General features: G+C 62.2%; 21 protein-coding genes and 1 tRNA gene. 7 read left to right on the top strand and 15 right to left on the bottom strand.

Features of this window, described 5'->3' with window-relative positions; translation table 11 throughout:
* Positions 1 to 23: 23 nt before the first annotated feature.
* Positions 24 to 1,214 carry an FAD-binding domain gene (locus tag VFB05_RS28810; protein WP_325018902.1) on the top strand — a complete coding sequence of 397 codons (1,191 nt, stop codon included), beginning with the start codon at positions 24 to 26 and terminating at the stop codon, positions 1,212 to 1,214.
* Between the two features lie 11 nt (positions 1,215 to 1,225).
* Here the strand turns inward: VFB05_RS28810 and VFB05_RS28805 are convergent, their stop codons facing one another.
* Genes VFB05_RS28805 through maiA form a run of 3 tightly spaced genes read right to left on the bottom strand, consistent with a single transcriptional unit; the run spans position 1,226 to position 3,547 of the window.
* A complete protein-coding gene (locus VFB05_RS28805; protein ID WP_325018900.1) occupies positions 1,226 to 2,416 on the bottom strand; it encodes a 3-hydroxybenzoate 6-monooxygenase in 1,191 nt (396 codons plus the stop codon).
* Positions 2,416 to 2,925 (bottom strand): MarR family transcriptional regulator, encoded by a 510-nt coding sequence (locus VFB05_RS28800; protein ID WP_325018897.1) that lies wholly within the window; start codon positions 2,923 to 2,925, stop codon positions 2,416 to 2,418. Before VFB05_RS28800 ends, VFB05_RS28805 begins: the two co-directional genes overlap by 1 nt.
* Entirely contained in the window at positions 2,915 to 3,547 is a 633-nt protein-coding gene (gene maiA, locus VFB05_RS28795; protein WP_325018895.1) for a maleylacetoacetate isomerase, read from the bottom strand. The genes VFB05_RS28800 and maiA overlap by 11 nt, the downstream gene beginning before the upstream one ends.
* A gap of 107 nt (positions 3,548 to 3,654) precedes the next feature.
* Between maiA and gtdA the strand changes: the two genes are divergently transcribed.
* The gene (gene gtdA, locus VFB05_RS28790) at positions 3,655 to 4,695 is read left to right on the top strand and encodes a gentisate 1,2-dioxygenase (protein ID WP_325018893.1); all 1,041 of its coding nucleotides are present in this window, start codon (positions 3,655 to 3,657) and stop codon (positions 4,693 to 4,695) included.
* 146 nt (positions 4,696 to 4,841) lie between these two features.
* Here gtdA and VFB05_RS28785 read toward each other — a convergent pair whose 3' ends face one another.
* Genes VFB05_RS28785 through VFB05_RS28775 form a run of 3 tightly spaced genes read right to left on the bottom strand, consistent with a single transcriptional unit; the run spans position 4,842 to position 7,457 of the window.
* Entirely contained in the window at positions 4,842 to 5,672 is an 831-nt protein-coding gene (locus VFB05_RS28785) for an ABC transporter permease (RefSeq protein ID WP_325018891.1), read from the bottom strand.
* Positions 5,665 to 6,438: an ABC transporter ATP-binding protein gene (locus VFB05_RS28780; protein ID WP_325018888.1), complete on the bottom strand. Its 774-nt coding sequence runs from the start codon at positions 6,436 to 6,438 to the stop codon at positions 5,665 to 5,667. The genes VFB05_RS28785 and VFB05_RS28780 overlap by 8 nt, the downstream gene beginning before the upstream one ends.
* Positions 6,439 to 6,494: 56 nt before the next feature.
* The gene (locus VFB05_RS28775) at positions 6,495 to 7,457 is read right to left on the bottom strand and encodes an ABC transporter substrate-binding protein (RefSeq protein WP_325019054.1); all 963 of its coding nucleotides are present in this window, start codon (positions 7,455 to 7,457) and stop codon (positions 6,495 to 6,497) included.
* 177 nt (positions 7,458 to 7,634) lie between these two features.
* On the opposite strand from VFB05_RS28775, the gene VFB05_RS28770 reads away from it, so the two are divergent.
* A complete protein-coding gene (locus VFB05_RS28770) occupies positions 7,635 to 7,904 on the top strand; it encodes a hypothetical protein (RefSeq protein WP_325018886.1) in 270 nt (89 codons plus the stop codon).
* A gap of 30 nt (positions 7,905 to 7,934) precedes the next feature.
* Here VFB05_RS28770 and VFB05_RS28765 read toward each other — a convergent pair whose 3' ends face one another.
* Both VFB05_RS28765 and VFB05_RS28760 read right to left on the bottom strand, forming a co-directional pair.
* Positions 7,935 to 9,428 (bottom strand): NAD(P)/FAD-dependent oxidoreductase, encoded by a 1,494-nt coding sequence (locus VFB05_RS28765; protein ID WP_325018883.1) that lies wholly within the window; start codon positions 9,426 to 9,428, stop codon positions 7,935 to 7,937.
* A gap of 120 nt (positions 9,429 to 9,548) precedes the next feature.
* Entirely contained in the window at positions 9,549 to 9,998 is a 450-nt protein-coding gene (locus VFB05_RS28760) for a cupin domain-containing protein (protein WP_325018881.1), read from the bottom strand.
* Positions 9,999 to 10,223: 225 nt separating this feature from the next.
* On the opposite strand from VFB05_RS28760, the gene VFB05_RS28755 reads away from it, so the two are divergent.
* Complete coding sequence (locus tag VFB05_RS28755; RefSeq protein WP_325018879.1) at positions 10,224 to 11,234, top strand: AraC family transcriptional regulator; 1,011 nt, start codon at positions 10,224 to 10,226, stop codon at positions 11,232 to 11,234.
* A gap of 40 nt (positions 11,235 to 11,274) precedes the next feature.
* Here the strand turns inward: VFB05_RS28755 and VFB05_RS28750 are convergent, their stop codons facing one another.
* From VFB05_RS28750 to VFB05_RS28740, 3 genes are all read right to left on the bottom strand, one after another.
* A complete protein-coding gene (locus VFB05_RS28750; protein WP_325018877.1) occupies positions 11,275 to 11,961 on the bottom strand; it encodes an alpha/beta family hydrolase in 687 nt (228 codons plus the stop codon).
* Positions 11,958 to 13,352 carry an adenylate/guanylate cyclase domain-containing protein gene (locus tag VFB05_RS28745; RefSeq protein ID WP_325018875.1) on the bottom strand — a complete coding sequence of 465 codons (1,395 nt, stop codon included), beginning with the start codon at positions 13,350 to 13,352 and terminating at the stop codon, positions 11,958 to 11,960. The genes VFB05_RS28750 and VFB05_RS28745 overlap by 4 nt, the downstream gene beginning before the upstream one ends.
* A 48-nt stretch (positions 13,353 to 13,400) precedes the next feature.
* Positions 13,401 to 13,477, bottom strand: a tRNA-Arg gene (locus VFB05_RS28740).
* A 198-nt stretch (positions 13,478 to 13,675) separates the two neighbouring features.
* Here VFB05_RS28740 and VFB05_RS28735 point away from each other — a divergent pair.
* The gene (locus VFB05_RS28735) at positions 13,676 to 15,373 is read left to right on the top strand and encodes a methyl-accepting chemotaxis protein (RefSeq protein ID WP_325018872.1); all 1,698 of its coding nucleotides are present in this window, start codon (positions 13,676 to 13,678) and stop codon (positions 15,371 to 15,373) included.
* Between the two features lie 24 nt (positions 15,374 to 15,397).
* Here VFB05_RS28735 and VFB05_RS28730 read toward each other — a convergent pair whose 3' ends face one another.
* Complete coding sequence (locus tag VFB05_RS28730) at positions 15,398 to 16,396, bottom strand: tripartite tricarboxylate transporter substrate binding protein (protein WP_325018870.1); 999 nt, start codon at positions 16,394 to 16,396, stop codon at positions 15,398 to 15,400.
* Between the two features lie 379 nt (positions 16,397 to 16,775).
* Between VFB05_RS28730 and VFB05_RS28725 the strand changes: the two genes are divergently transcribed.
* Positions 16,776 to 17,669, top strand: coding sequence for a polysaccharide deacetylase family protein (locus tag VFB05_RS28725; protein ID WP_325018868.1), 894 nt, complete (start codon positions 16,776 to 16,778; stop codon positions 17,667 to 17,669).
* Between the two features lie 27 nt (positions 17,670 to 17,696).
* Here VFB05_RS28725 and VFB05_RS28720 read toward each other — a convergent pair whose 3' ends face one another.
* Both VFB05_RS28720 and VFB05_RS28715 read right to left on the bottom strand, forming a co-directional pair.
* On the bottom strand, positions 17,697 to 18,284 hold the full coding sequence (locus VFB05_RS28720; RefSeq protein ID WP_325018866.1) for a sterol desaturase family protein: 588 nt from the start codon (positions 18,282 to 18,284) through the stop codon (positions 17,697 to 17,699).
* 102 nt (positions 18,285 to 18,386) lie between these two features.
* On the bottom strand, positions 18,387 to 19,664 hold the full coding sequence (locus VFB05_RS28715; RefSeq protein ID WP_325018864.1) for an MFS transporter: 1,278 nt from the start codon (positions 19,662 to 19,664) through the stop codon (positions 18,387 to 18,389).
* A 106-nt stretch (positions 19,665 to 19,770) separates the two neighbouring features.
* On the opposite strand from VFB05_RS28715, the gene VFB05_RS28710 reads away from it, so the two are divergent.
* Entirely contained in the window at positions 19,771 to 20,370 is a 600-nt protein-coding gene (locus VFB05_RS28710; RefSeq protein WP_325018862.1) for a CGNR zinc finger domain-containing protein, read from the top strand.
* A gap of 26 nt (positions 20,371 to 20,396) precedes the next feature.
* On the opposite strand, the gene VFB05_RS28705 is transcribed toward VFB05_RS28710, so the two are convergent.
* The gene (locus VFB05_RS28705; RefSeq protein WP_325018860.1) at positions 20,397 to 20,561 is read right to left on the bottom strand and encodes a hypothetical protein; all 165 of its coding nucleotides are present in this window, start codon (positions 20,559 to 20,561) and stop codon (positions 20,397 to 20,399) included.
* Between the last annotated feature and the right edge of the window lie 201 nt (positions 20,562 to 20,762).

The following is a 20,762-nucleotide window of genomic DNA, read 5'->3' as shown; positions in this document are numbered from 1 at the left end:
CGCGTCCGAGGGCGTCTTCTGACATGAAGACGATTTTGATTTCAGGCATGGGCATCGCGGGGCCGACCCTCGCCTATTGGCTGAAAGCCGCAGGCTTTGCGCCAACGCTTGTCGAAACTGCACCGAGGTTACGCAGTGGCGGCTACATCGTCGACTTTTGGGGGCTTGGCTATGACATCGCAGAGCGGATGGGCCTGCTCGATCAAATTGATCATGTCGGATATCGCGTTCGCGAAATGCGGATTGTCGACGATCGCGGCGCACGTATCGCTGGCTTTCGAACCAGGACGTTCACCGAGCTGACCGGTGGACGTTTCATAACTCTGGCGCGAAGCGATCTTTCGCGATTGTTGTTCCATACCATCAAAGACAAGACGGAAACGATCTTTGGCGACGAGATTGTCGGTCTTCGGCAGAACGCCGAGCACGTTGAGGTCCGCTTCAGACAAGCCGGGGAACGGCGGTTTGACCTTCTGATCGGCGCCGATGGCCTGCACTCAGCCGTTCGACGGCTTGCCTTCGGTCCGGGGAGCCGGTTTGAGAAAAAGCTCGGCTATGCCTTCGCCGCCTTCGAGATCGACGGCTACCAACCGCGCGATGAGGACGTGTACGTCATCTATGGACGGCCCGGCCAGATGCTTGGGCGTTTCACCCAGCGCGCTAACCGGACCTTGTTCCTTTTCTTCTTTACCACCGGCGAGGGCGCGCTGCCAGTAGAACCAGTCCAGCAGAAAGCCATGCTGCGCGAAAGATATCGCGGCGCCAAATGGGAGTTGCCTGCCATCCTTACCGAACTCGATCAAACTGAAGAGCTGTATTTCGACAGTGTCAGCCAGATCAGGATGGAAAACTGGTCGCGAGGCCGTGTTGCGCTTGCGGGAGACGCCGCCTTTTGCGTATCGCTGCTCGCCGGTCAGGGCTCTGCGCTCGCCATGATTTCGGCCTATGTGCTGGCAGGCGAACTTATGCGCGCCGGCGGACGACACGACGAAGCGTTTACCAGATATGAAGCCTTGCTACGGCCTTTCGTCAGCGCCAAGCAGCGCGGCGCCGAGCGTCTTGGAGGGATGTTCGCGCCAAGAACCAGATGGGGCTTGCAATTCCGCAACTACGTCATCAAGGCTTTTGCCATCCCGGGATTGGCAAGGCTCGCAGTCGGCAGAGATATCATCGACAATCTGTCTCTTCCCGCCTACGACTGGCCCACTTCCTGAGGATGGGCAGACTAGCCCTTCAACCCCGTGCCGCCATAGAGCCAGGCGAGATCGCTGTACCATTCCTCCTGCGACTTCGCGCTCATGATGGCGTTGCGCAGCCGCGCATGTTCGCCATCGGGATGATAGATGTGCTCGCCAATGGCGCGGGAGAGCATCTGCACTTTCGCAGTGCGCGGGAAACGTTGCGCGCGATAATTTTCAAGCGCGCTCGCCTGATCGCCGGGATGACTCCCCATCATGTGCGACAGGCATACCGCGTCCTCCATCGCCTGGCAGGCGCCTTGCGCGAAATATTGCATCATCGGGTGAGCGGCATCGCCGAGCAGCACGACACGGCCGTCGACCCAACGATCGGTTGGATCGCGGTCGCAAAGCACCCACAGCTTCCAGTTGATGCCGTGGTGGATGATCTCGAGCGCGCGCTCGTGAATGTGCGCGAACCCTTTCATGACCTCTTCCTTCGACACCGGCTTGCCGGCAACCGGCTCGGGCGCGTCGTTGTGGCACGTGATGGCGAGGTTGAAGACTTTCCAGCCCGAGAGCGGATAATGCACGAGATGGCATTTCGGTCCGGCCCACAGCGTGGCTGCGTTCCAGCGCAGATCTTCCGGCATCTGCTCGGTCGGAATCACCGAGCGATAGGTGGTATGGCCGGAAACGCGCGGCTTGCCGTCGCCGACGACCTGTCTGCGGACGTTCGACCACAGGCCATCCGCGCCGATCAGCAGCGACCCGGTGACCCGACCGCCCGATGCAAGTTTTGCAGTAACAGACGAGCCATCCTGATCGTAACCGACGACTTCGGAGCTGACGCGCAGATCGATCAGGTTGGTGTCACGGCAGGCTTTGAGGAACACGCCGTGCAGGTCGCCCCGATGCACCACGGCGTAAGGATTACCGAAACGCGCGCGAAAGGCCTCGCCGAGGTCGACATGGCAGATTTCCTCGGCCGTCATCGCATCCATCAGGCGCTGGCGCTCGACATAGACCGCCATGTTGCGCGCGGCCTCGCCGACGCCGAGATAATCGAAGGCGTGAAACGCATTCGGCCCGAGCTGGATGCCTGCGCCGATCTCGCCCAAGGCAGACGCTTTTTCGAGCAGGATCGAGCGGATGCCCTTGCGCGCAAGACCCAGTGCGACAGCGAGACCGCCAATGCCGCCACCAGCGATCAGGACCGGCTGCGTGTCGCCGGCCATCAGCTGACCTTACTCAAATGTTCGAGCGCATCTTCGGCGCGGAGGGGCACACGCGAAGCCTCGTTGTTGAGGTCGACCAGTTGTTCGAGGAGCGAGAGCAGCGTCTTGCGATCGGCAGGCTTGAGCGGCTGCAGGATCCGCGCCTGGACACGATCGACCGACGGCATGATGTCGCGCAAGAGATTGCTGCCGGCCTTGGTCAGGTACAAGAGCTTGACGCGCTTGTCATCGGGCGCGGGCTGGCGTTCGATAAACTCTTTCGTTTCCAGACGCTCGATCACGCTGCCCAGCGTCGAGCGGTCGAAGGCGATTACGGCAGAGAGCCGCGTGGCGTCGATGCCGGGATGAGTGCGGATCGCGATCAGCGCGGCGTATTGCACCGGCGTCAGATCGAAATCCCTGCACTCTTCGATGAAGATCGCGACCGCAATCTGCTGCATCCGGCGGAAGAGATAGCCGGGAGCGGTGTAGACCGCATCCATCGTGATTGAATCCTTGTTACTCGGCATCAGGTTGTCGCTCCGGTGCGGCGTCAGCGAACGCCTTGAGCGCCTTCGCGGCCGCCTCCGCTTTCAGCAAGCGGGGAAACGCTGCAACATCGACGCCGAAGCGGCGCGCATTCGCAAGCTGCGGCACCAGACAGAGGTCGGCGATGGTTGGCACATCGCCAAAACAGAACGGCCCGGCTTCATTGGCGATCAGTTTCTCGCACGCGGCAAGACCTTCGCGATTGGCCCATGCCGCCCATTCCGCGACCTTCTCTTCGCCAAGACCAAGCTCGCGCAACCGCGCCAGGACTTTCAAGTTCTGGACCGGGTGAATGTCGCAGGCGACCGCTTGCGCGAAGGCACGCACATGCGCGCGGCGCAGCGGATCCTTCGGCAATAGCGGCGGCGTGGGATGGGTTTCGTCCAGCCATTCGCTAATGGCGAGCGATTGGATGAGAATCGTGCCGTCATCGCCTTGCAGCGTCGGAACGAGGCCTTGCGGGTTGATCGCGAGATAATCGGGAGCGCGCTGTTCGCCCTTGCGCAGATGATGGCTCAGGTGTTCCGCGCTTAACCCTTTCAGGTTCAATGCAATTCTGACCCGATAGGACGCGCTGCTGCGGAAATAGCCGTGCAGCTTCATCGCTCACCTCCCCTATTATTATCGATGGGCCCATGACCGGGCCTGATTGACGGTAGCCAATTTGGCAGTATACTGTCAATTAGGAAACGCGACAATGGAGATCGGCCATGGAAGCCGTAGCGAAGACGCCGGAACGCGAAGCGTTCTACAAGAAGATCGACGGCGAAAATCTTTCCGCGCTGTGGAACGTGCTCGGCGATCTGGTCACGCCGGAGCCGAGGAGCGCCTGCCAGCCTCACTTGTGGAAGTTCGACTCCATTCGCGACTACATGAACGAAGCGGGCAAGCTGATCACCGCCAAGGAAGCCGAGCGGCGCGTGCTGGTGCTGGAAAATCCGGGATTGCGCGGCCAGTCGAAGATCACGACCTCGTTGTTTGCCGGCGTCCAGATGGTGGTGCCGGGCGATGTCGCCCCTGCCCACCGCCACAGCCAGTCGGCGCTGCGTTTCGTGCTCGAAGGCAAGGGTGCCTACACCTCCGTTGACGGCGAACGCACGGCGATGGAGCCGGGCGATTTCGTCATCACGCCCGCCTGGACCTGGCACGACCACTCCAACGAAACCTCCGAGCCGATGTTCTGGCTCGATGGCCTCGACATTCCGATGGTGCAGCTTTTCGACGCGTCCTTCGCCGAACCGTCAAAGCAGGACCAGCAGAAGATCACCCGCCCCGCCGGCGACAGCTTTGCGCGCTACGGCCACAATCTGTTGCCGGTCGACGAGAAGCGCGCGTCCAAGACCTCGCCGATCTTCAACTATCCCTATTCCTACACCCGCGAAGCGCTGGAAGCCGCCAAGCGGCGCGACGAGTGGGATCCCTGTCACGGCTTGAAGCTGAAGTTCTCCAACCCTGAGACAGGCGATTTCGCGATGCCGACCATCGGCACTTTCATTCAGCTATTGCCGAAGGGTTTCAAGACCGCGCGTTATCGTTCGACCGATGCCACCGTGTTCGTGGCGATCGAAGGCAAGGGCCGCACGCGGATCGGCGACCAGACTTTCGAATGGGGCCCGCGCGATCTCTTCGTGGTACCGAGCTGGAAATGGGTCACCCATGAGGCCGACACGGACTCGGTGCTGTTCTCGTTCTCCGACCGCCCGGTGCAGACGAAGCTCGACTTGTTCCGCGAGGATCGCGGCAACGCGTAACGTTGTCGTCCCGCCAATCGTCATTGCGAGGAGCGCAAGCGACGAAGCAATCCAGAGCCCTTCTGCGAAAACACTGGATTGCTTCGCGGAGCCTGTCATCGGGCGCGCATTCGCGCGGCCCGTTGGCTCGCAATGACGGGCGGTGATCACCGCCAATGCAGAAGCCGCCGTTCCAGCCGGCTGATCAGCCATCCGATCAATAGCCCAAACAGCGACAGGATGACGACGCCGGCGAGCAACTGATCCGTCTGCATCAGGTTGCCGGCCTGCAGCACGAAGGCGCCGATGCCGTATTCGGCGCCGATCATCTCCGCGCTGACGACAAGCAGCAATGCGACGGAAGCGGTGATGCGAAAACCCGCCAGGATCGACGGCAACGCGCCAGGCCAGATCACGCGGCGAACGATTGCAAGGAAAGGCACGTTGAAACTTTGCGCCATGCGAATGAGATTGCGCGGCACCGCGTCGACGCCGCCATAGACCGAGATCGCGGTGGAGAAGAACACACCAAGCGCAATGGTCGCGATCTTCGGCTCCTCGCCGATGCCAAGCCACAGGATAAGAAGCGGCAGCAGCGCGATCTTCGGGATCGGAAACAGCGCCGAGATGAAGGTGATGCCGATGCTGCGCGCCAGCGTCGAGAGCCCGATCGCAAAGCCGACGGCGATTCCGGCCACGGTGCCGAGCAGCCAGCCGCTGCCGATGCGCATGACCGAATAGGCCAGATGCTGCCAAAGCGCGCTTGATGAAGCCAGTTGAAGCATCGCCCGCATGATCGACAGCGGCGTCGGGAGAAACACCGGGTTGATCAGCGCGAAGCTGCCAGCGAGTTGCCAAAGCGCGATCAGTCCTGCAAGCGCAAGGAGGCCGGCATAGCGCGAGGTTTTCGGCGCAAACCCCGCGCCGCGAAATGCGACTTTGCGCAAGGTTTCGCCTGCCGCTTGCGCCGTTGCTTTTTCCTCGGCGCGGTCAAGCATGCTGGACCTCGCGTTCGGCATCGATGGCCTCGCTTCGGATCAGCGACCATAACTCGCTTTGCAGCGCGAGCAGTTTTTCACGGGCGTGGAGTTCGCCACGTTCGGCGCGCGCGAGCGGAATGGCGACGACCTCGCGGACACGGCCGGGACGGCGCGACAAGACCACGACACGATCGGCGAGCCGCACGGCCTCTTCCAGATTGTGGGTGACATAGACAGCGCTCACCGCGGCTTCAGCGAGCAGGCGGATGAAATCTTCCGTCAGCAGTTCGCGGGTTTGCGAATCGAGCGCCGACAACGGTTCGTCCATCAAAAGGATCGCAGGCCTCACCGCGAGCGCCCGCGCAATGCCGACGCGCTGGCGCATGCCGCCGGAAAGCTGTTTCGGATAGGCACGGCGAAAATCCGATAGACCCGTGCGGCGAAGCACATCCTCGACCACCGCGCTTCGCGCAGCCGCGTCAGCCATCGCGTGCAGCAGCGGGAATTCGACGTTTTCCGCAACCGTTGACCACGGCAGCAGCGCAAAATCCTGGAACACGAAGGTCAGCGGGTTGAGGCTTTCCGGCGGCGCGCTGCCGCGTAATTCCGCGGCACCGGCAGAGGGCTCGAGCAATCCGCCGAGGATTGAGAGCAGCGTGCTCTTGCCGCAGCCAGAGGGACCGACGATCGCCACCACCTCGCCGGCACCGACCGTGAACGACACATCGTCGAGCACCTCGAGCGCGCCGAAGCGGTGGGAAATGTGGTTGGCGATCAGGTCCATGGATCCAGCCTAGACCGTCAATGGATGGCCGGGTCAAGCCCGGCCATGACGAAAAGCTAATATGGCTTCACGAAATCCCTGTCGATGATCGCATCAATGGTGACGCCCTTGTCGACGAAGCCCTGGCCCTGCAGCCAGCTGATCTGGTTGGCGACGTCCTTCACATCCAGCCTGCCCTCCGGATCGATATAGGCGCAGTTGCCGACCACGTGTTCAAGCGGCAGGTTGGTGTATTTGGCAATGATCTCGAGCAGTGGCCGGGTCTTGTCGTTGATCGGCGCCTCGCCGCCGGTGACGGCCGTCAAGATGACGTCGTGATATTCACGGTCGGCGCGATCGATTGCGCCGAGAAGTTTCGTGACAAGCTCCATTTTCTCAAGCGTCTTCGGCGTGGCAAACACCGCGCCGACCTGCCACGGCGTCTCGTCGCCGACCCAGCCGAGCAGTTTGACGCTGCCGTCATCCAGCAGTTTTCGCGCAGCCGAAATCGGCAGCAGCGCCGCGTCGACAGTTTCGCCCTTCAGGCTAGCTGCAACATTCGACAGCGACTGCATCGGCAGCAATTTCATCTCGGAAAGCTTGAGGCCGTATTTGTCGGCGAGCAGCCCCAGCGAATAATGGAAGCTCGAGCCGACTTGCGTCATCGCGATGCGCTTGCCGGCAAGATCTTTCGGCGTCTTGAGCCCTGCCGCATAGGCCTTGGCGGTGGCGAAATAGCCCTGCAGCGGAAAGCCGGACCTCTCGTGGCTCATGCCGCCGATCACCTTCAGCGCGCCCTTGCCGGCGAGATTATAGAAACCGGCCGTCAGCGATGTGACACCGAAATCGATGTCGCCGGATGTCGTCGCGACCGCAATCGGCTGCGCCGCGTCGAAAAATTTCAGTTCCACGCTAAGGCCCGCGTCGCGGAAATAGCCCTTGTCCTGCGCGATGAAGACCGGTGCCGACGACGACAGCCGCAAGACGCCAAGTTTGATTTTCGCGTCTTCGGCGCGCGCATTCGCTGTGAACGCCAGCATCAGCAGAAGCGCAAGACATTCAACCACCCTCTTCCAGCCTTTGAAACGGCTGAGGGGCCTTTCGATCGATGTAAAGGGCAAATCGGATTTTCCGGTGGATTGGGCGATTATCATGCCTCTGGGCAGGAATCTTTGCTATCGCAGATCGGCGCCAGCGCCAAATCACGAAAGCCGCCAATGAACACCGCCCGGACCCGACGTACTATCTTCGCACTAACGATGACGCTGATGCTTGGCAGCGCCCCCGCTGCCGCGGTGGAACAATGCCGCTTCATCCAGGCCAAGACCGAACGCGAGGCGTGCTATCAGCGGCAGGAGGCCGACCTTGCCGCGAAACGAAAGCTCGCTGAGCCGCGCCGTGACGCGACGATGGAAGCGCTTGAGCAGATGAAGCTGGAGGACCAGTCGCTGGATCGCCAGATTCACGGCATTTGCCGCGGCTGCTGAGCGCCTCGCCGCGGCAATCGAGCCGCAAGCCTACGCCACCGCTTTGTAATCGGGAGCCGAAGCCAGGAAACGGGCATAGGCGTCGGCGTTGGGCGGCGTGAATTTCTCGGCGAGCGGATTGCGCCGGCGTGACGTGGCGCCGATATCGGCAAGCAGCTCGTCGAAATGCTTGAAATGGTACGGCGCGACGCAGAGCCCCCCATAGACGCCGGCGGCGGGACGCTCGACCCGCTTGAAGCGCAGCATCATGGCGATGTTCTCGCTCATTTCGGCCGCGCTCGGCTGCCGGGCGAGCTGGCCGTCGGCATAGCGCACCAGCCAGTTGGCGGCCATGTCGGCGCATAGCACCGTGCAAAAGCTCGAATTGAAACCGACGAAGCCCATGTCGGGCAGATCCGGATTGGCGATCAGGCGATACAGCCGATACTGCCCGTCGCGCTCGACCAGTTTTGCCTGGTAGGCTTCCGGCAGGAACGGCACGCCGAGCTTGTAGCCGATCGCGAGCACGGCAACATCGGCCGCCACCCGCTGGCCGCCGCTCATCACGATCGTCTTGCCGTCATAGTGATCGAAAGTGCCGCGGATCGCCTTGATGCGGCCGTCGGCGACCATCGGGAAGAAGCCGGGGGTTGCGATCGGCACCGAGCAATTGACGCCGTCCTCGATCCGCTCTTTCGGCACCATGTCGCATTGCTTGAGCTTGAGCTGCATTTTCAGCATGCTCTCGAGCCCCCGCCAATTCGCCCAGACCAGCGGCTTTGCGATCGCATGCGCCAGCCGCGCCGTCGGTCCGATGCCCCAGCTCGCAAACATCTGCTCCTGCGCGCGGATATAGAGGATGCGCTTGAAGTTGACGAGGCCGCCGACGAAATACGGAATCCGCCACACCGGCTCGCGATAGACGATCGTGACCTCGCTGGCGCCGGAGTTGACCGCGTTCACAGCGATGTCCGTCGCCGATTTCGAGCCGCCGAGCACGACCACCTTGCGTCCCTTCGCAAGGGCGGGGTCACCGTATTGCGAAGAATGCAGGATCTGGCCGCCTTGCGCCTTGAAGCCATCCTCGCCGGCGAGCTGAAGCGTCTGCGGTTCGTTGAATTGCCCGGTGCAGACGGCGACAAAATCAAAATCCTCGCGAGCTGTGACGCCGTCGCTGCCCCCAAGCTCCAGCGTCCAGCCTGGCTTGCCGTCGGCGCGGCGCGCCATGCCCACGACCTTGGTGTTGAAGCGCATCGCGCCGTCGAGCCCATGGTCGCGCGCATAATCGCGCAAGTAAGCGTGGACCTGCGGCCCCTTCGGCCATTCCGGATAGGAGTCCGGCATCGCCTTGTCGGTGTAGCGATAGAGGTCCTTTGGGCTTTGCGTCTGGACATCGGGATAGGAACGCGCCGGCTCCCAGACACCGCCGAGCTCGCCGCTGCGCTCGATGATCGTCACCTTGTGGCCGCGCCTGGAAAACGCCTTCCCGGCGGCTATGCCCGACACGCCGGCACCAATGATGCACACATGCTTCTGCTTGACCATGATCCCACTCCGCGTTGAGTGAATGCGTCCATTTTTGAGAACACGCGCGTCCCCGTCATTGCCGGAGGCATCCTCCGGCAATCCGCGTATCGCGCGCGACGTGACGGTTGGCCTTGCGGCCTACTCGCTGGCTTCCGGCGGCAGAAAGTCGACCTCATGCTCCGCAGAGATCCGCACCACCTCGGCGGGGTCCTGCAGATTGTGCAATTTGTCGAACAGCGCCTCGAGCTTTTGCATCGGCGAGACCCAGAACAGCGCCCGCGCCGGCTTGTCCGATTTGTTGAAGTAGCCGTGGGGGATCCCCCTCGGCATGCGGACGAGATCGCCGGCCTTGGCCTGCACCCAGACGCCGTCGAGCTTGAGGTCGAGCACGCCTTCCTGAACCAGGATGAATTCGTCCTGGGTCGGATGAATGTGCACCGGCACGAACTGGCCGGGGTCGCTGTTGGTTTCGAAAGCAAAGGTCGAGTCGGTCACGGCCTTCGGGTAATAGACCTGGCCCAGGATGTTCCAGGTCTTGCCGGCATAGCCGGTTCCGTTTCGGGTAATGCCTTTTTCGAGCTTGCCCATATGAACCCCTCCAAGGTTTGGATGCGCATTGCGGGAGGGAGCCTGCGGCCGGCCGTCCGGACTGTCTAGCCGTTAAACGAATCCCGCCGTCTCCAACCCTCGCCCGCCCGCCCAGGGCCCCGAACGGCCCTTCGCGCTAGCCTCAAAAATCGCGTTCCCTCCGGTCCGCGGATGCATTAGTCTTCGAAAAGTTTAAGCCTAAAACAACTCCGGACGACCGGCGTGATGGCGACCCATGCGGAGGCTTTGAGCAAGGCGCGCCTTGGCGGTTTTTCCCGCGTCGCGACCGCGCGCGTCGATGATGCCGCCGACGCCATCGGCCGCATCTTTTGTCCGCATGATCTGAAACCGGTGGACCGGTCGGAGGCGCATTTCTACGCCCTGCACAATTGCGCGGCGTTCGATGGCTTCTCCGTCAATTACGTCGCCTATGGCGGATCGGTGTCGATCGATCCCGGCTGCCTCGACGGCTTCTTCCTCTTGCAAATCCCGCTGACCGGATCGGCATCGATCCGCACCGCGGCACGCGAGGTCGAGGCCGCGCCTGCGCGCATAGCGTCGCTGCTGTCGCCGACCATTCCAACGCAGATGACCTGGCACGACAGCTGCGCGAAACTGATCCTGCTGCTCGATCGCAAGCTGGTCGAGCAGCGTGCGGCGGCGCTGGCCGGCAGGTCAGTGCATCCCATCGAGTTCGATCCCGAAGTCCACCTGGCCGGATCGCTTGGCGAGCGGCTGCAGGCGCAGATCAAGCAGCTCGTCACCCTCGCCGAGGGCCTCGGACCGAACCGGAGCCTGCCCGCGATCGCGGCCGCGGAGTGGCGCGAGACGTGTCTCGATGCGCTGCTCGACGGTCAGCATCATAGCTTGAGCTCGGCGATTGACGTCTTCAAAGGCCGCGCCGAAACCCAACCTGCCGTCCTGCGACGGGCGCGTGCCTATCTGGAGGCGCGGGCGGCCGAACCGCTCGACGTGGTCGAGCTTGCCGAAGCCGCTGGCAGCGGCATTCGCGCATTGCAGATCGGCTTCCGCCGCCACTTTGGCACCACGATTACGGACATGCTGCTCGACATCCGCCTGGCGCAACTCAACACACGGTTGAAGGCGGCGCGGCCGGACGAGCGCATCATCGACATCGCCTTCGATCTTGGTTTCACCCATCTCAGCCGGATGGCCAGCGCCTATCGCGTCAAATTCGGCGAAAGCCCGAAAGCGACCTTCCGCCGATTGAGCTGAGACAAGCGATCCGCGGTCGCCGGGCGTGAGCCGCCGCGTTTCACACGGCGATGACGGAATCGACCCACGCCGCGAACGCGTCGAGAATTTCGGCCATCACTTCGCGATCGTTGCGGCCCGAGCGCGCCAGCACGTGGAAGGAATGATCGCCGCCGTCCACGAGATGCAGCCTCGCGCGCCGCCCCAAGCGCTGCACCACAGGCTCGATCAACGCGACTTCCGCAAGGGTGTCGCGCGTTCCCTGCAGGAACAGCATGGGAATATCAATCTTGCCAAGGTGATCGGCGCGATCGGTGGACGGCTTTCCGGCGGGATGCAGGGGAAAACCGACAAAGGCGAGGCCACGTACGCCTGGCAAGGCGACGGCCGCCTGCGCCTGCGAGGTCATGCGGCCACCAAAGGATTTGCCGCCCGCGACCAGAGCAAGCTTCGGAAAAATCTCGGCTGCCTTTGCCACGGCTGCGCGCACGGCAGCTTGCGCAACCGCCGGCGGGTCCGGCCGCTTGCTGCCCTTTTCCATATAGGAAAATTGATAGCGCAGGCTCGCAATGCCGCGCCCGCTCAAGCCCGCCGCAAATGCCTCCATGAAGGAATGCGTCATGCCGGCGCCCGCGCCATGGGCAAAGACGTAACAGGCGCGCGGCGCGTCGGGGTGCAGCAGCAGCGCCGAGACGGCGCCCGCTTTCCCGACCTCAATCGTCAGCTTCTGCGGTGTCGCGTTTTTCATTGCGCTTGCGTCCAGATCGCGATCGGGTTTTCAAGCCCGCGGATTGTCTGCGGTGTTTGCGCGATCAGCGGCCGAAACACCGCATCTGCGCTGCCAATTTCGGTCTTGGCGCACTTGACGAGATCATCGCTGACGACAAGCGCGCAGCCGAGCCCGCGGGTCAAGGCCTCCAGCCGGCTTGCGGCGTTGACGGTCGAACCGATCACCGCAAATTCGAGACAGGTCACGCCGATGTCGCCGAGCACGACCGGCCCGTAGTGCAAGCCGAAACTGACGCGCATTGGAGCTTCGCCGGCCGCTTTGCGTTCGCCGTTCCACTGGTCCACCGCCATCATCATGGCCTGCGCACAGCGCAGCGCGTTGCTGGCATCGGCGGCACCGGCGAACGGCGTGCCGAAGGTCGCCATCAGTCCGTCGCCGAGATATTTGTCCAGCGTGCCGCTGTGGTCGAAAACCTCCCGCTCCATCAACGCGTGGAATTCGCGCAAGGTCCCCACCACTTCTTCCGGCGCGCGGGCGTCGGCAAAGGCGGTAAAGCCGACGATATCGACGAACAGCACGGCGACGTTCTGCGTGCGCACCTGTTTCAGCGGTTCGTCGTGCCTGGACAATTCCTCCACCACATTGGGCGAGAAGTAGCGCGCGAGATTGCCGCGCTCGCGTTCCACCGCGGCATGGCGGATCAGGAGATCGTTGCCGCGACGCACCGCGACGGCGAGCGTCACGGCCGCAATGATGAATACGACGATCTCCTGGATGCGCGAAGAGAGCACGATCGAGTTCGGCGAGATCAGGTTGAACAGCCTTTCGTCGCCGCCCACCGCGGCTGCGATGCGCGCGGTCAGTTCCGGAGCGCGATCGGGCTGCCACCACACCCAGATGATGCCGATGATCCAGAGTCCGGCGGTCCACGTTCCAACCGCGATGACCGTGCGCCAGGAATAGGCGAGGGTCGCAACAGACAGCAGCACGAAGAAATAGATGAAGTTGCCGAAATGATACTGCATCGCCACCGGCCATTGATTGGAGCCGAAGGGGTTCGGTACAACCGCGACGAAGGTCAGCAGCGCGAGGTCACAGAACAACAGCGCAAGCTCTTGCCTTGATACGCCGAGCCGCCCAACCCTGACCTGAGCCCAGCCGATCAGCGCGAACAGACCAAGCAGCGCCACATAGTAAAGCTGCTGCCAGCTCGGATAGAGAATTGGCAACAGGCAAGCGATGACGGCAAGAGCGACATAGCGCGCCCGTACAGCGAGCTTGAGGCCCTCCTGCTTGGCCGCGGCGAGCGTGGCCTGCGCAAACTGGACAGTCTCGGCTTCCGTGTCGCGCCTGGAGCGCGCGCGTGGCAATGCGGCGGTAAAGTCGAGACGCTCGACAAGTGTGGACACGGGGCGGTCTCCTTGAAGGGAATTTCAAGGAGATGATATCAAAAAAACTGGCGATCCCGGCATGACTCGAACATGCGACCTGCGGTTTAGGAAACCGCCGCTCTATCCAGCTGAGCTACGGGACCGGAGTGTTTCGCTTTCTTGGAAGCGTCATCTCGGCCTCCATCTATCAGAGCCGGCGCCGGATCGCCAGTGGCTCTTCAGATGCCCCGCCGCTTTCCGTCGGGCCGGGATGCAACGGTCGCCTGTCTCCCCAGTACTAACGGCGAATTAACGCCCGATTGATAGAGACGGGAGAGATTCGCAATCAAAGGGGCGAGCGGATGCGCCATCTTACGGTCTATCAGCGTTTGGCGATGATCATCGCGGTGCTTTCGATTGCGTTCTTCGCCGTCGCCGTCGCGCAGATCATGATTTTGCGCGACAGCGTCCTCGACGAGCGGCGAACGACGATACGCGATCTCGTGGAAGTGGCGCAGAAGATTCTGGCCCATTACGACGAGGAAGCCAAAGCCGGCAAGATCTCGCCCGATCAGGCACGCCAAATCGCATTCGCCTCGATCGGCGCGATGCGCTGGGGCGAATATTCGGACTATGTCGGCATCTACGGCACCGGACCTGCAGATGCCGGCGTCACCTATGTGCACGGCAATCCGAAATACGTGAACGTGAACCGATGGGAATACAGGGATAGCCACGGCCGGCCGGTGATCCAGGACATCGTGCGAACGGCCCGATCGGGAGGCGGCTTCGATGAATATATGGCGCCCCGCTCGTCGGGCGGCCAGGAACTTCGCAAGCTATCCTACGTCGCCTCCTACGGAAGCGGCGACAAGCAGCTCGCGATCCAGGCTGGTGCCTATGTCGATGACATCGATGCGGTGGTCTTTCATCGCGCGCTGTGGGCCGCCATCGGCGGACTGGCCGGGCTGACCGTGGCCGTATTGGTGGCTTTCTGGCTCGGCCGGGGCGTGGTTGTCCCGCTCGCGCGGACATGCAACGCCATGGACGAACTGACCAAGGGCAATCTCGACTTCGATATCCCGTTCACGGACCGGAAGAACGAAATCGGCCAGATCGCCCGGAGCCTTCACATCTTCAAGGACCAGCTGACCGAAACGACGAAGCTTCGTGCGGAACAGGAGGAATCGAAGGCGCGCGCGGCGCAGGATCGCCGCGCCGTGCTGGCGCAGATCGCCGACGAGTTCGAGCGCGACGTCGGCGGCGTCGTCACCGGAACGGCCCATGCTGCCGGCGACCTGAAAAACTCGGCCTCGTCGATGACCTCCATCGCCGACGGCGTCACCGACCAGGGAACGAAAGTCGCCTCCGCCGCCGAGCAGACGGCAGCAAATGTCCAAACGGTCGCATCGGCGGCCGAGGAGCTGTCCTCATCGATCGGCGAGATCGGCCGGCAGGTGACCCAGTCGGCCTCCATTTCGCAAGACGCCGTGGGCCAGGCGGCGCGAACGGAAGCCATGGTCGGGAAACTGGTGGACGCCACGCAGAAGATCGGCGAAGTCATCGCCCTGATTCAGACGATCGCGGGGCAAACCAACCTGCTCGCACTCAATGCCACGATCGAGTCGGCGCGCGCGGGAGAAGCGGGCAAGGGCTTTGCCGTCGTCGCCAACGAAGTCAAGGCGCTGTCGGCGCAGACGGCCAAGGCGACCGAGGAAATCACAAACCAGATCAGCGCCATCCGCGACGCGACGGGATCGACCGCGAGCGCCATCCGCGAGATCGGCGATACGATCGGCCAGATGAACGAAATCACCAACGCGATTGCGGCTGCCGTGGAAGAACAGGGCGCGGCGACGCAGGAGATCGCCAGAAGCGTGCAACAGGCCTCGCAGGGAACACAGGACGTGCTGCAGAACATCTTCGGTGTGCGCGAAGCATCGGATCAGGTTGGTGCGGCCTCGGCGCTGGTCCGCAACGCGGCTGGTCAGCTCAGCGCACAATCCGAAGAGCTCAAGAACGTCACCGGAAAATTCCTGTCCAACATCCGCGCGGCCTGAGGGCGAGCCCTCGATCGCGACGATCTATTGCGGCTCCAGACCCGCTTTCCGGATGATCGGGATCAGCCGCTCCCGCTCGGCGGCGAGAAAGGCTTGCGATGCCGCTTGCGTCACATCCGGTCTGACTTCGAGACCGGATGCCCGCAATGCGTCGGCGAATTCGCCCTGCCTGGCGATCGCCCCAGTCGCCTCGGAAAGCTGATCGGTGATCGACGGCGCCGTCGCGGCCGGCGCCAGCACACCGCAGGTTAGTCCTACGACGAGGCCGGGGAGAATTTCAGCTGCAGCCGGGATGTCGGGCGCGGCCTTGAGCGGCGCCGACGCACAAACGGCGAGAATGCGCAGGCTGCCCGCGCGATGAAAGTCCAGCACCTGGCTGGTGACGTTGGGCGTCATCATCGGCACCACACCGGATATCACGTCGATCAATCCGGGCCCTGCCCCACGATAGGGCACATGCAGGATGCCGGGCGTGTTGGTGAGCTGCTTGAACAATTCTCCGGCGAGATGCGTAACCGTACCGGTTCCGGCCGAAGCGTAAGACAGCCTGGCCTGGTTGGTTTGGGCATATTTGATGAATTCGTCGAGATTGGCTGCAGGCACTTTCGGATTGACCACAATCGCGGTCGACGACGTCGCGATCATCGATATGGCGACAAAATCCTTGAGCCCGTCATAAGGCGGATGCCGCAGCAGATAAGGCGCAATGATCTGCGAGCTGGTATCGCCGAACAGGAGCGTGTAGCCGTCGGGCCTGGCATGAGCCACGCTGGCTGCGCCGATCGTGCCGCCACCGCCACCCTGGTTCTCGACGACAATGGTGCCGAACGCCTTCATCCGGTCGGCCCAGATGCGCCCCATGGCATCGACGACGCCGCCCGGCGCATAGGGAACGACGAGTCGGATCGGACTGGCCGGGTATTTCGTCTGCGCGATGGCGTATGATTTCGGCAGGAGCTGCGCAGCAAGTGTCGCTGCGCTCCCTCGGATAAGGTGCCGACGGTCTATTCGCCGAACTGGCACGTTGCCTCCCGGATTTGAATTCCTTGCATGGTAGCGTGTCTCAAAACGCGGAGTCGAGAACGCGTCGATGCATGGGGCGACGTCGAGATCCGTCTGCCGAAGATATTGACATCGGCACGGCAATATCGACTCCTGCAAACATCGAGACCGCGCAAAAAAATCTCGGCCAGGCGTGCCCCGCGCGCTCAAGAACGCGGTCCAACTGGTGGAGCGGATTTGACATTCGCTACCCGTTGGCCACGCGTTCGACAAGCGAATGTCAAATCCAAAGCTCCACTAGAAACCGATATTTGCTAGTGGTCCTTCGATTCTAACATTTGTAAAAGTGCCTGCTGAGAAGAGATACAAATGTCAGAATCGGACCACTAGGAGCCCAGGAATGACCTTGCCGCCTTACTCTTCCAAACAGGCCGCCGCTCGCGAATTTGACTGGCCGAACGGCGCGCGGATTGCGGTTGTGGTGACATGCCTGTGGGAGAACTGGTCGGGCGACAAGGGCCCGCCGTTCTCGGTGCAAACCACGTCGCTGAAGCCCGGCACGCATGATCGCGCGGCGATGACCTGGGGCACCTATGGCACCCGCAATGGCGTGTGGCGCCTCCTGAAAATCCTCGACGAACATCAGGCACCCTCGACCTTTGTTGCGAATGCGCAGTCGATGGAATTCTCACCTGAAGCGGTCGATCAAATCTTGAAGTCCGGGCATGAGATTGCGGCGCACTCCTACACCCAGGATGCGTTGATGGCTTATCTCAAGCCGGACGAAGAGCGCGCCATGGTCGAGAAATGCGTCGCCGTCTTTCAAAAGCTGACCGGAGCTCCTCCGAAAGGATGGCTCAGCCCGGTTCTGGCACCCACGGCCGACACCGAAGAAATCATCGCCGAAGCCGGTTTCCTTTGGTATGGCGACTACAACAACATCGATCTTCCGTTTTGCGTCGACACCAGGAAGGGTATGCTGGTGGCCCTCCCGCACACGGATTTCGCCGATCATCGCGTGCTGCGCGCCAACCCGCGCGACTGGTTCGAGGTCTACAAGGATACGTTCGATTATCTCTACGCGAACGAACCGGCGGCTTATCTCAACATCACCGTGCATTGCCATTTCGGCGGAAGGCCATTGATGGCCGCGCAGGTCGACCGCATCCTGAGATATATTCGCGGCTTTCCCGGCATCTGGCTCGTTCGTCATGACGAACTGGCGCAATGGATCAAGGACAACAAGATCGGCGAGTGGACCAGCCAGCAGCGGTTCTTCAAGCGCCCGGCATAACGGGAGGCGAACGCCCGCCTCTGACAATCAATAGAGCTTGCGTGTCGTGCCGCTTTTTTCGACGTCGGCCGGCGCACTGAACGTGCCGAACACGTGATCGAGCGTCGGGTTGCTGACGCCGAACCAGTGCTTTTCGCTGATGAAATGATGGCGCAGGTGGTACTGCTTGATCCACTGACCAAAGCGGGTTTTTGGCTGGTAGGGAATGTGGGCGACATAGTGCACCCATTCATAGTGCAAGATCGCCAGCATGATTCCGAACAAGGCTGAGGCCGAAGCCTCTGCGCCAAAAATCAAAGCCAACAATCCGGTCGTGACGGCGAGGTTCGGCGCCAGAAACCACAGCGGCAGAAATAGCAGATCGAGCCGGTTCGGCTCGACGTGATGGTCGTAATGCAGGCGGTGCTGCATTTTGCGCAGCATCGGCCACGGCAGCGGAGGCGCATGAAAGGCGAAACGGTGCATGCCGTATTCGGTGAGGTAAAACAGCAGCGCGCCGAGCAGCATCATCATAGGCCTTGGCGTGATCCAGCCCAATGAAAACGCCAACATCTCGATCACGACGCCGATCACAAGCGCGGCGATACTGCCGTGACGGAAAAACACGAGTAACATCTGGCTCACCTCCGCAGATCGGCGAAATGGCCGCGTTGGGAGCCTGAGCCTATCATGATTTGACGGTGGCGGGGGACGGGTCGACGCGCCCGTCCCCTGCAACTACACCCCCGGCGCCGCCGATTTTCCGCGGATCAAGATCAGGACGGCGGCGATCAATTCGAGAGCAATGCAGCCGTAAAACGGCAGCGTGTAGGCTCCCGAGAGATCGCGCAGCGCGCCGATCACGCCTGGCCCAAACGCGTAGGTCACCTGCGTGATCGCGGTGAGCAGGCTGATCAGGACCCCGAACGAACGCGCATCGAATTCTCGCTGCACGATCAGCGACGGCAGCGTGATCAGGTTGCCGACCGAGAAGCCGAACACCGCGCAAGCGACAATCAGCAGCGTCTCGTTGTGGAAATTGATGACGACCAGAAGCGCCAGCGCCTGACTGACGAAGGACAGCGCCGAGGCGAGCCGCTGATTGAGCCGGTCGATCACGGTCGAGAACAGAACGCGCCCGACGACCGCCATTGCCGTCAACGCGGCCATCGCCATGGCCGCACTGGGGCGGCCGATCACGGGATCGAGGAAGGCGATCAGGTGGACGATGAAACCCACCTGGGCGAACAGCACCAGCGCGAAGGCGATCGATACGGACAGGAAGGCGACGTCGCGCAAGGCGCGCGCGCGGATGTGCGTGGACGATGACGCGTCTCCGGCAACGGCCGGCGCACCCGACTGTCGTGGCGGCCGCCCGACAAATATCAGGACGACGGGGATGACGAGGGCGAGCATGACACCGGCGGCCACCGTCATCGCGCGAGGAAATCCCAACTGGCCGATCGCGATCACCAATAGCGGAACGCCGACGATGCCGCCGAAGCTCGCACCATTGAGCGCTAGGCTGATCGCCATGCCGCGCTTTTGATCGAACCAGAGGCCGAGCGTGGTCGAGATCATCGCAAGGCTGGTGCCCGCCCAGCCGAAAGCCAGCGCGATGTCTGCGAGGTAAAGCTGCCAGGGCGCGTTGACCTGCCCCATCAGGACGACTGCGAACGCCATCGCGCCCGTCCCGGCCAACAGGCAGTTTCGCGGGCCGAATTTCCTGACGGCCTCGGCGACGAAAACGACGAGCAGCGCGCCAAACAGGTAGAAGAACGTCGTCGCGGCCGAGATCAGCGATGCCGCCCAGCCGTGCTGTCGATGCAGTTCGGCGAGGTAGATACTCTGGCCGTAGAAGCCGAACGCCCAGCCGAAGGTCGCGACTACAAAACAGACGGCGACGATCCGCCAGCCGTCGTAACGGATCGAGGTCTCGTCGGCCGGGGGCCGGTGTGAGGCGTCCAAGCGGTGCTCTTCCACGCTGGAAATCGGGGGATGTTTGACCTGCAACATTACGGTGTCCTTGGTTCGGGATCGAGAGGCTCTGTCCGATAGACACCAGTAAAACTATTATACTGGTGTCTTGTTTCAACCCCCGAGCGGACATAAGTTCGGTCTCATGTCGAAGGAATCCCGCCGCTTCCAGGTCCCCGATGCATTGGCGAACACCTACGATTTCGCCAACAGTCTGGATTTGCGGCACTTTGTGCATCACGGCGTGCAGCACCCGCAGGCGGATGAATTGCAGGATGCGGCCGCGCTCGGGACGTGGATGGCGCATCGCAGGCTGACCGAAGCGGGCAAGATCCCCTCCAAAGCGGCGTTCGAAGCCGCACTGGCGCTGCGGGGCGCCCTTCGCGACTACATCGAACGCGATCCCGACGATCGCCGGCGCGATGCCGCCATCAGAGAAGCCCTCGACCGGGCGATGGAGCGGTTCCCCCTGCGGGTGACATCTATTGGAAAGGAAGGATTGAAACTGACGCCGCTCGGAAGCGATGCAATCGCCGGCCTTTCAACCATCGTCGCCGAACTCTACAACGGTTCGGCGAACGGCACGCTGGACCGGCTCAAGATGTGCGCGTCCGACGAATGCAAACGGGTCTTTTTCGATCGCTCCAAGCCTGGAACCCGGCGCTGGTGCCAATCCACGCTCTGCGGCAATCGGCAGAAGACCCGCACCTATCGCGAGCGCCTCAGGCAGGAACAGGATGCGTGATGCTGCGTCGAAAACTGTGAAGGCAACTATGCTTTCTCGACGCGCTGTTTGGGATGCAGCGCGAGCATCTGCGCTTCCATCTCAGTGACCAATGCCGCGATCCTTTCAATGGTGAGCTGATCGGTCATTGCCGTCATGACTCTGCTGTAGTGCGCGATCTTCTTTTCGAGCTGGCCGCATACGTCGCACATTTGAAAGGTTCCGTTCGATCTGCTGGCAGCGGATGAGCGCTGCTGCTCAATATGACGAGGGAACCCGGAATTGGTTCAAGTTGCGACTGCTGTCGCGGCCAAAGAGCCGCGTTCGCGCGTACACAACATCGTCAACACGCCGCTCCTGCTCTGGCTGAGCCAGCTGCCGTTCCCTACGATCAAGACGCAAGCATGAGCGAC

This window comes from Bradyrhizobium sp., from assembly GCF_035652035.1.
In the GTDB taxonomy this organism is placed as follows: Bacteria; Pseudomonadota; Alphaproteobacteria; order Rhizobiales; family Xanthobacteraceae; genus Bradyrhizobium.
This window is presented reverse-complemented; position numbering and strand designations above follow the sequence as displayed.

What these genes read in the sequence shown, in the direction of transcription:
- VFB05_RS28810 (WP_325018902.1), top strand. Translation starts at nt 24, where the DNA reads ATGAAGACGATTTTGATTTCAGGCATGGGCATCGCGGGGCCGACCCTC.
- VFB05_RS28805 (WP_325018900.1), bottom strand. Translation starts at nt 2,416, where the DNA reads ATGGCCGGCGACACGCAGCCGGTCCTGATCGCTGGTGGCGGCATTGGC.
- VFB05_RS28800 (WP_325018897.1), bottom strand. Translation starts at nt 2,925, where the DNA reads ATGCCGAGTAACAAGGATTCAATCACGATGGATGCGGTCTACACCGCT.
- maiA (WP_325018895.1), bottom strand. Translation starts at nt 3,547, where the DNA reads ATGAAGCTGCACGGCTATTTCCGCAGCAGCGCGTCCTATCGGGTCAGA.
- gtdA (WP_325018893.1), top strand. Translation starts at nt 3,655, where the DNA reads ATGGAAGCCGTAGCGAAGACGCCGGAACGCGAAGCGTTCTACAAGAAG.
- VFB05_RS28785 (WP_325018891.1), bottom strand. Translation starts at nt 5,672, where the DNA reads ATGCTTGACCGCGCCGAGGAAAAAGCAACGGCGCAAGCGGCAGGCGAA.
- VFB05_RS28780 (WP_325018888.1), bottom strand. Translation starts at nt 6,438, where the DNA reads ATGGACCTGATCGCCAACCACATTTCCCACCGCTTCGGCGCGCTCGAG.
- VFB05_RS28775 (WP_325019054.1), bottom strand. Translation starts at nt 7,457, where the DNA reads ATGCTGGCGTTCACAGCGAATGCGCGCGCCGAAGACGCGAAAATCAAA.
- VFB05_RS28770 (WP_325018886.1), top strand. Translation starts at nt 7,635, where the DNA reads ATGAACACCGCCCGGACCCGACGTACTATCTTCGCACTAACGATGACG.
- VFB05_RS28765 (WP_325018883.1), bottom strand. Translation starts at nt 9,428, where the DNA reads ATGGTCAAGCAGAAGCATGTGTGCATCATTGGTGCCGGCGTGTCGGGC.
- VFB05_RS28760 (WP_325018881.1), bottom strand. Translation starts at nt 9,998, where the DNA reads ATGGGCAAGCTCGAAAAAGGCATTACCCGAAACGGAACCGGCTATGCC.
- VFB05_RS28755 (WP_325018879.1), top strand. Translation starts at nt 10,224, where the DNA reads ATGGCGACCCATGCGGAGGCTTTGAGCAAGGCGCGCCTTGGCGGTTTT.
- VFB05_RS28750 (WP_325018877.1), bottom strand. Translation starts at nt 11,961, where the DNA reads ATGAAAAACGCGACACCGCAGAAGCTGACGATTGAGGTCGGGAAAGCG.
- VFB05_RS28735 (WP_325018872.1), top strand. Translation starts at nt 13,676, where the DNA reads ATGCGCCATCTTACGGTCTATCAGCGTTTGGCGATGATCATCGCGGTG.
- VFB05_RS28725 (WP_325018868.1), top strand. Translation starts at nt 16,776, where the DNA reads ATGACCTTGCCGCCTTACTCTTCCAAACAGGCCGCCGCTCGCGAATTT.
- VFB05_RS28720 (WP_325018866.1), bottom strand. Translation starts at nt 18,284, where the DNA reads ATGTTACTCGTGTTTTTCCGTCACGGCAGTATCGCCGCGCTTGTGATC.
- VFB05_RS28715 (WP_325018864.1), bottom strand. Translation starts at nt 19,664, where the DNA reads ATGTTGCAGGTCAAACATCCCCCGATTTCCAGCGTGGAAGAGCACCGC.
- VFB05_RS28710 (WP_325018862.1), top strand. Translation starts at nt 19,771, where the DNA reads ATGTCGAAGGAATCCCGCCGCTTCCAGGTCCCCGATGCATTGGCGAAC.
- VFB05_RS28705 (WP_325018860.1), bottom strand. Translation starts at nt 20,561, where the DNA reads ATGTGCGACGTATGCGGCCAGCTCGAAAAGAAGATCGCGCACTACAGC.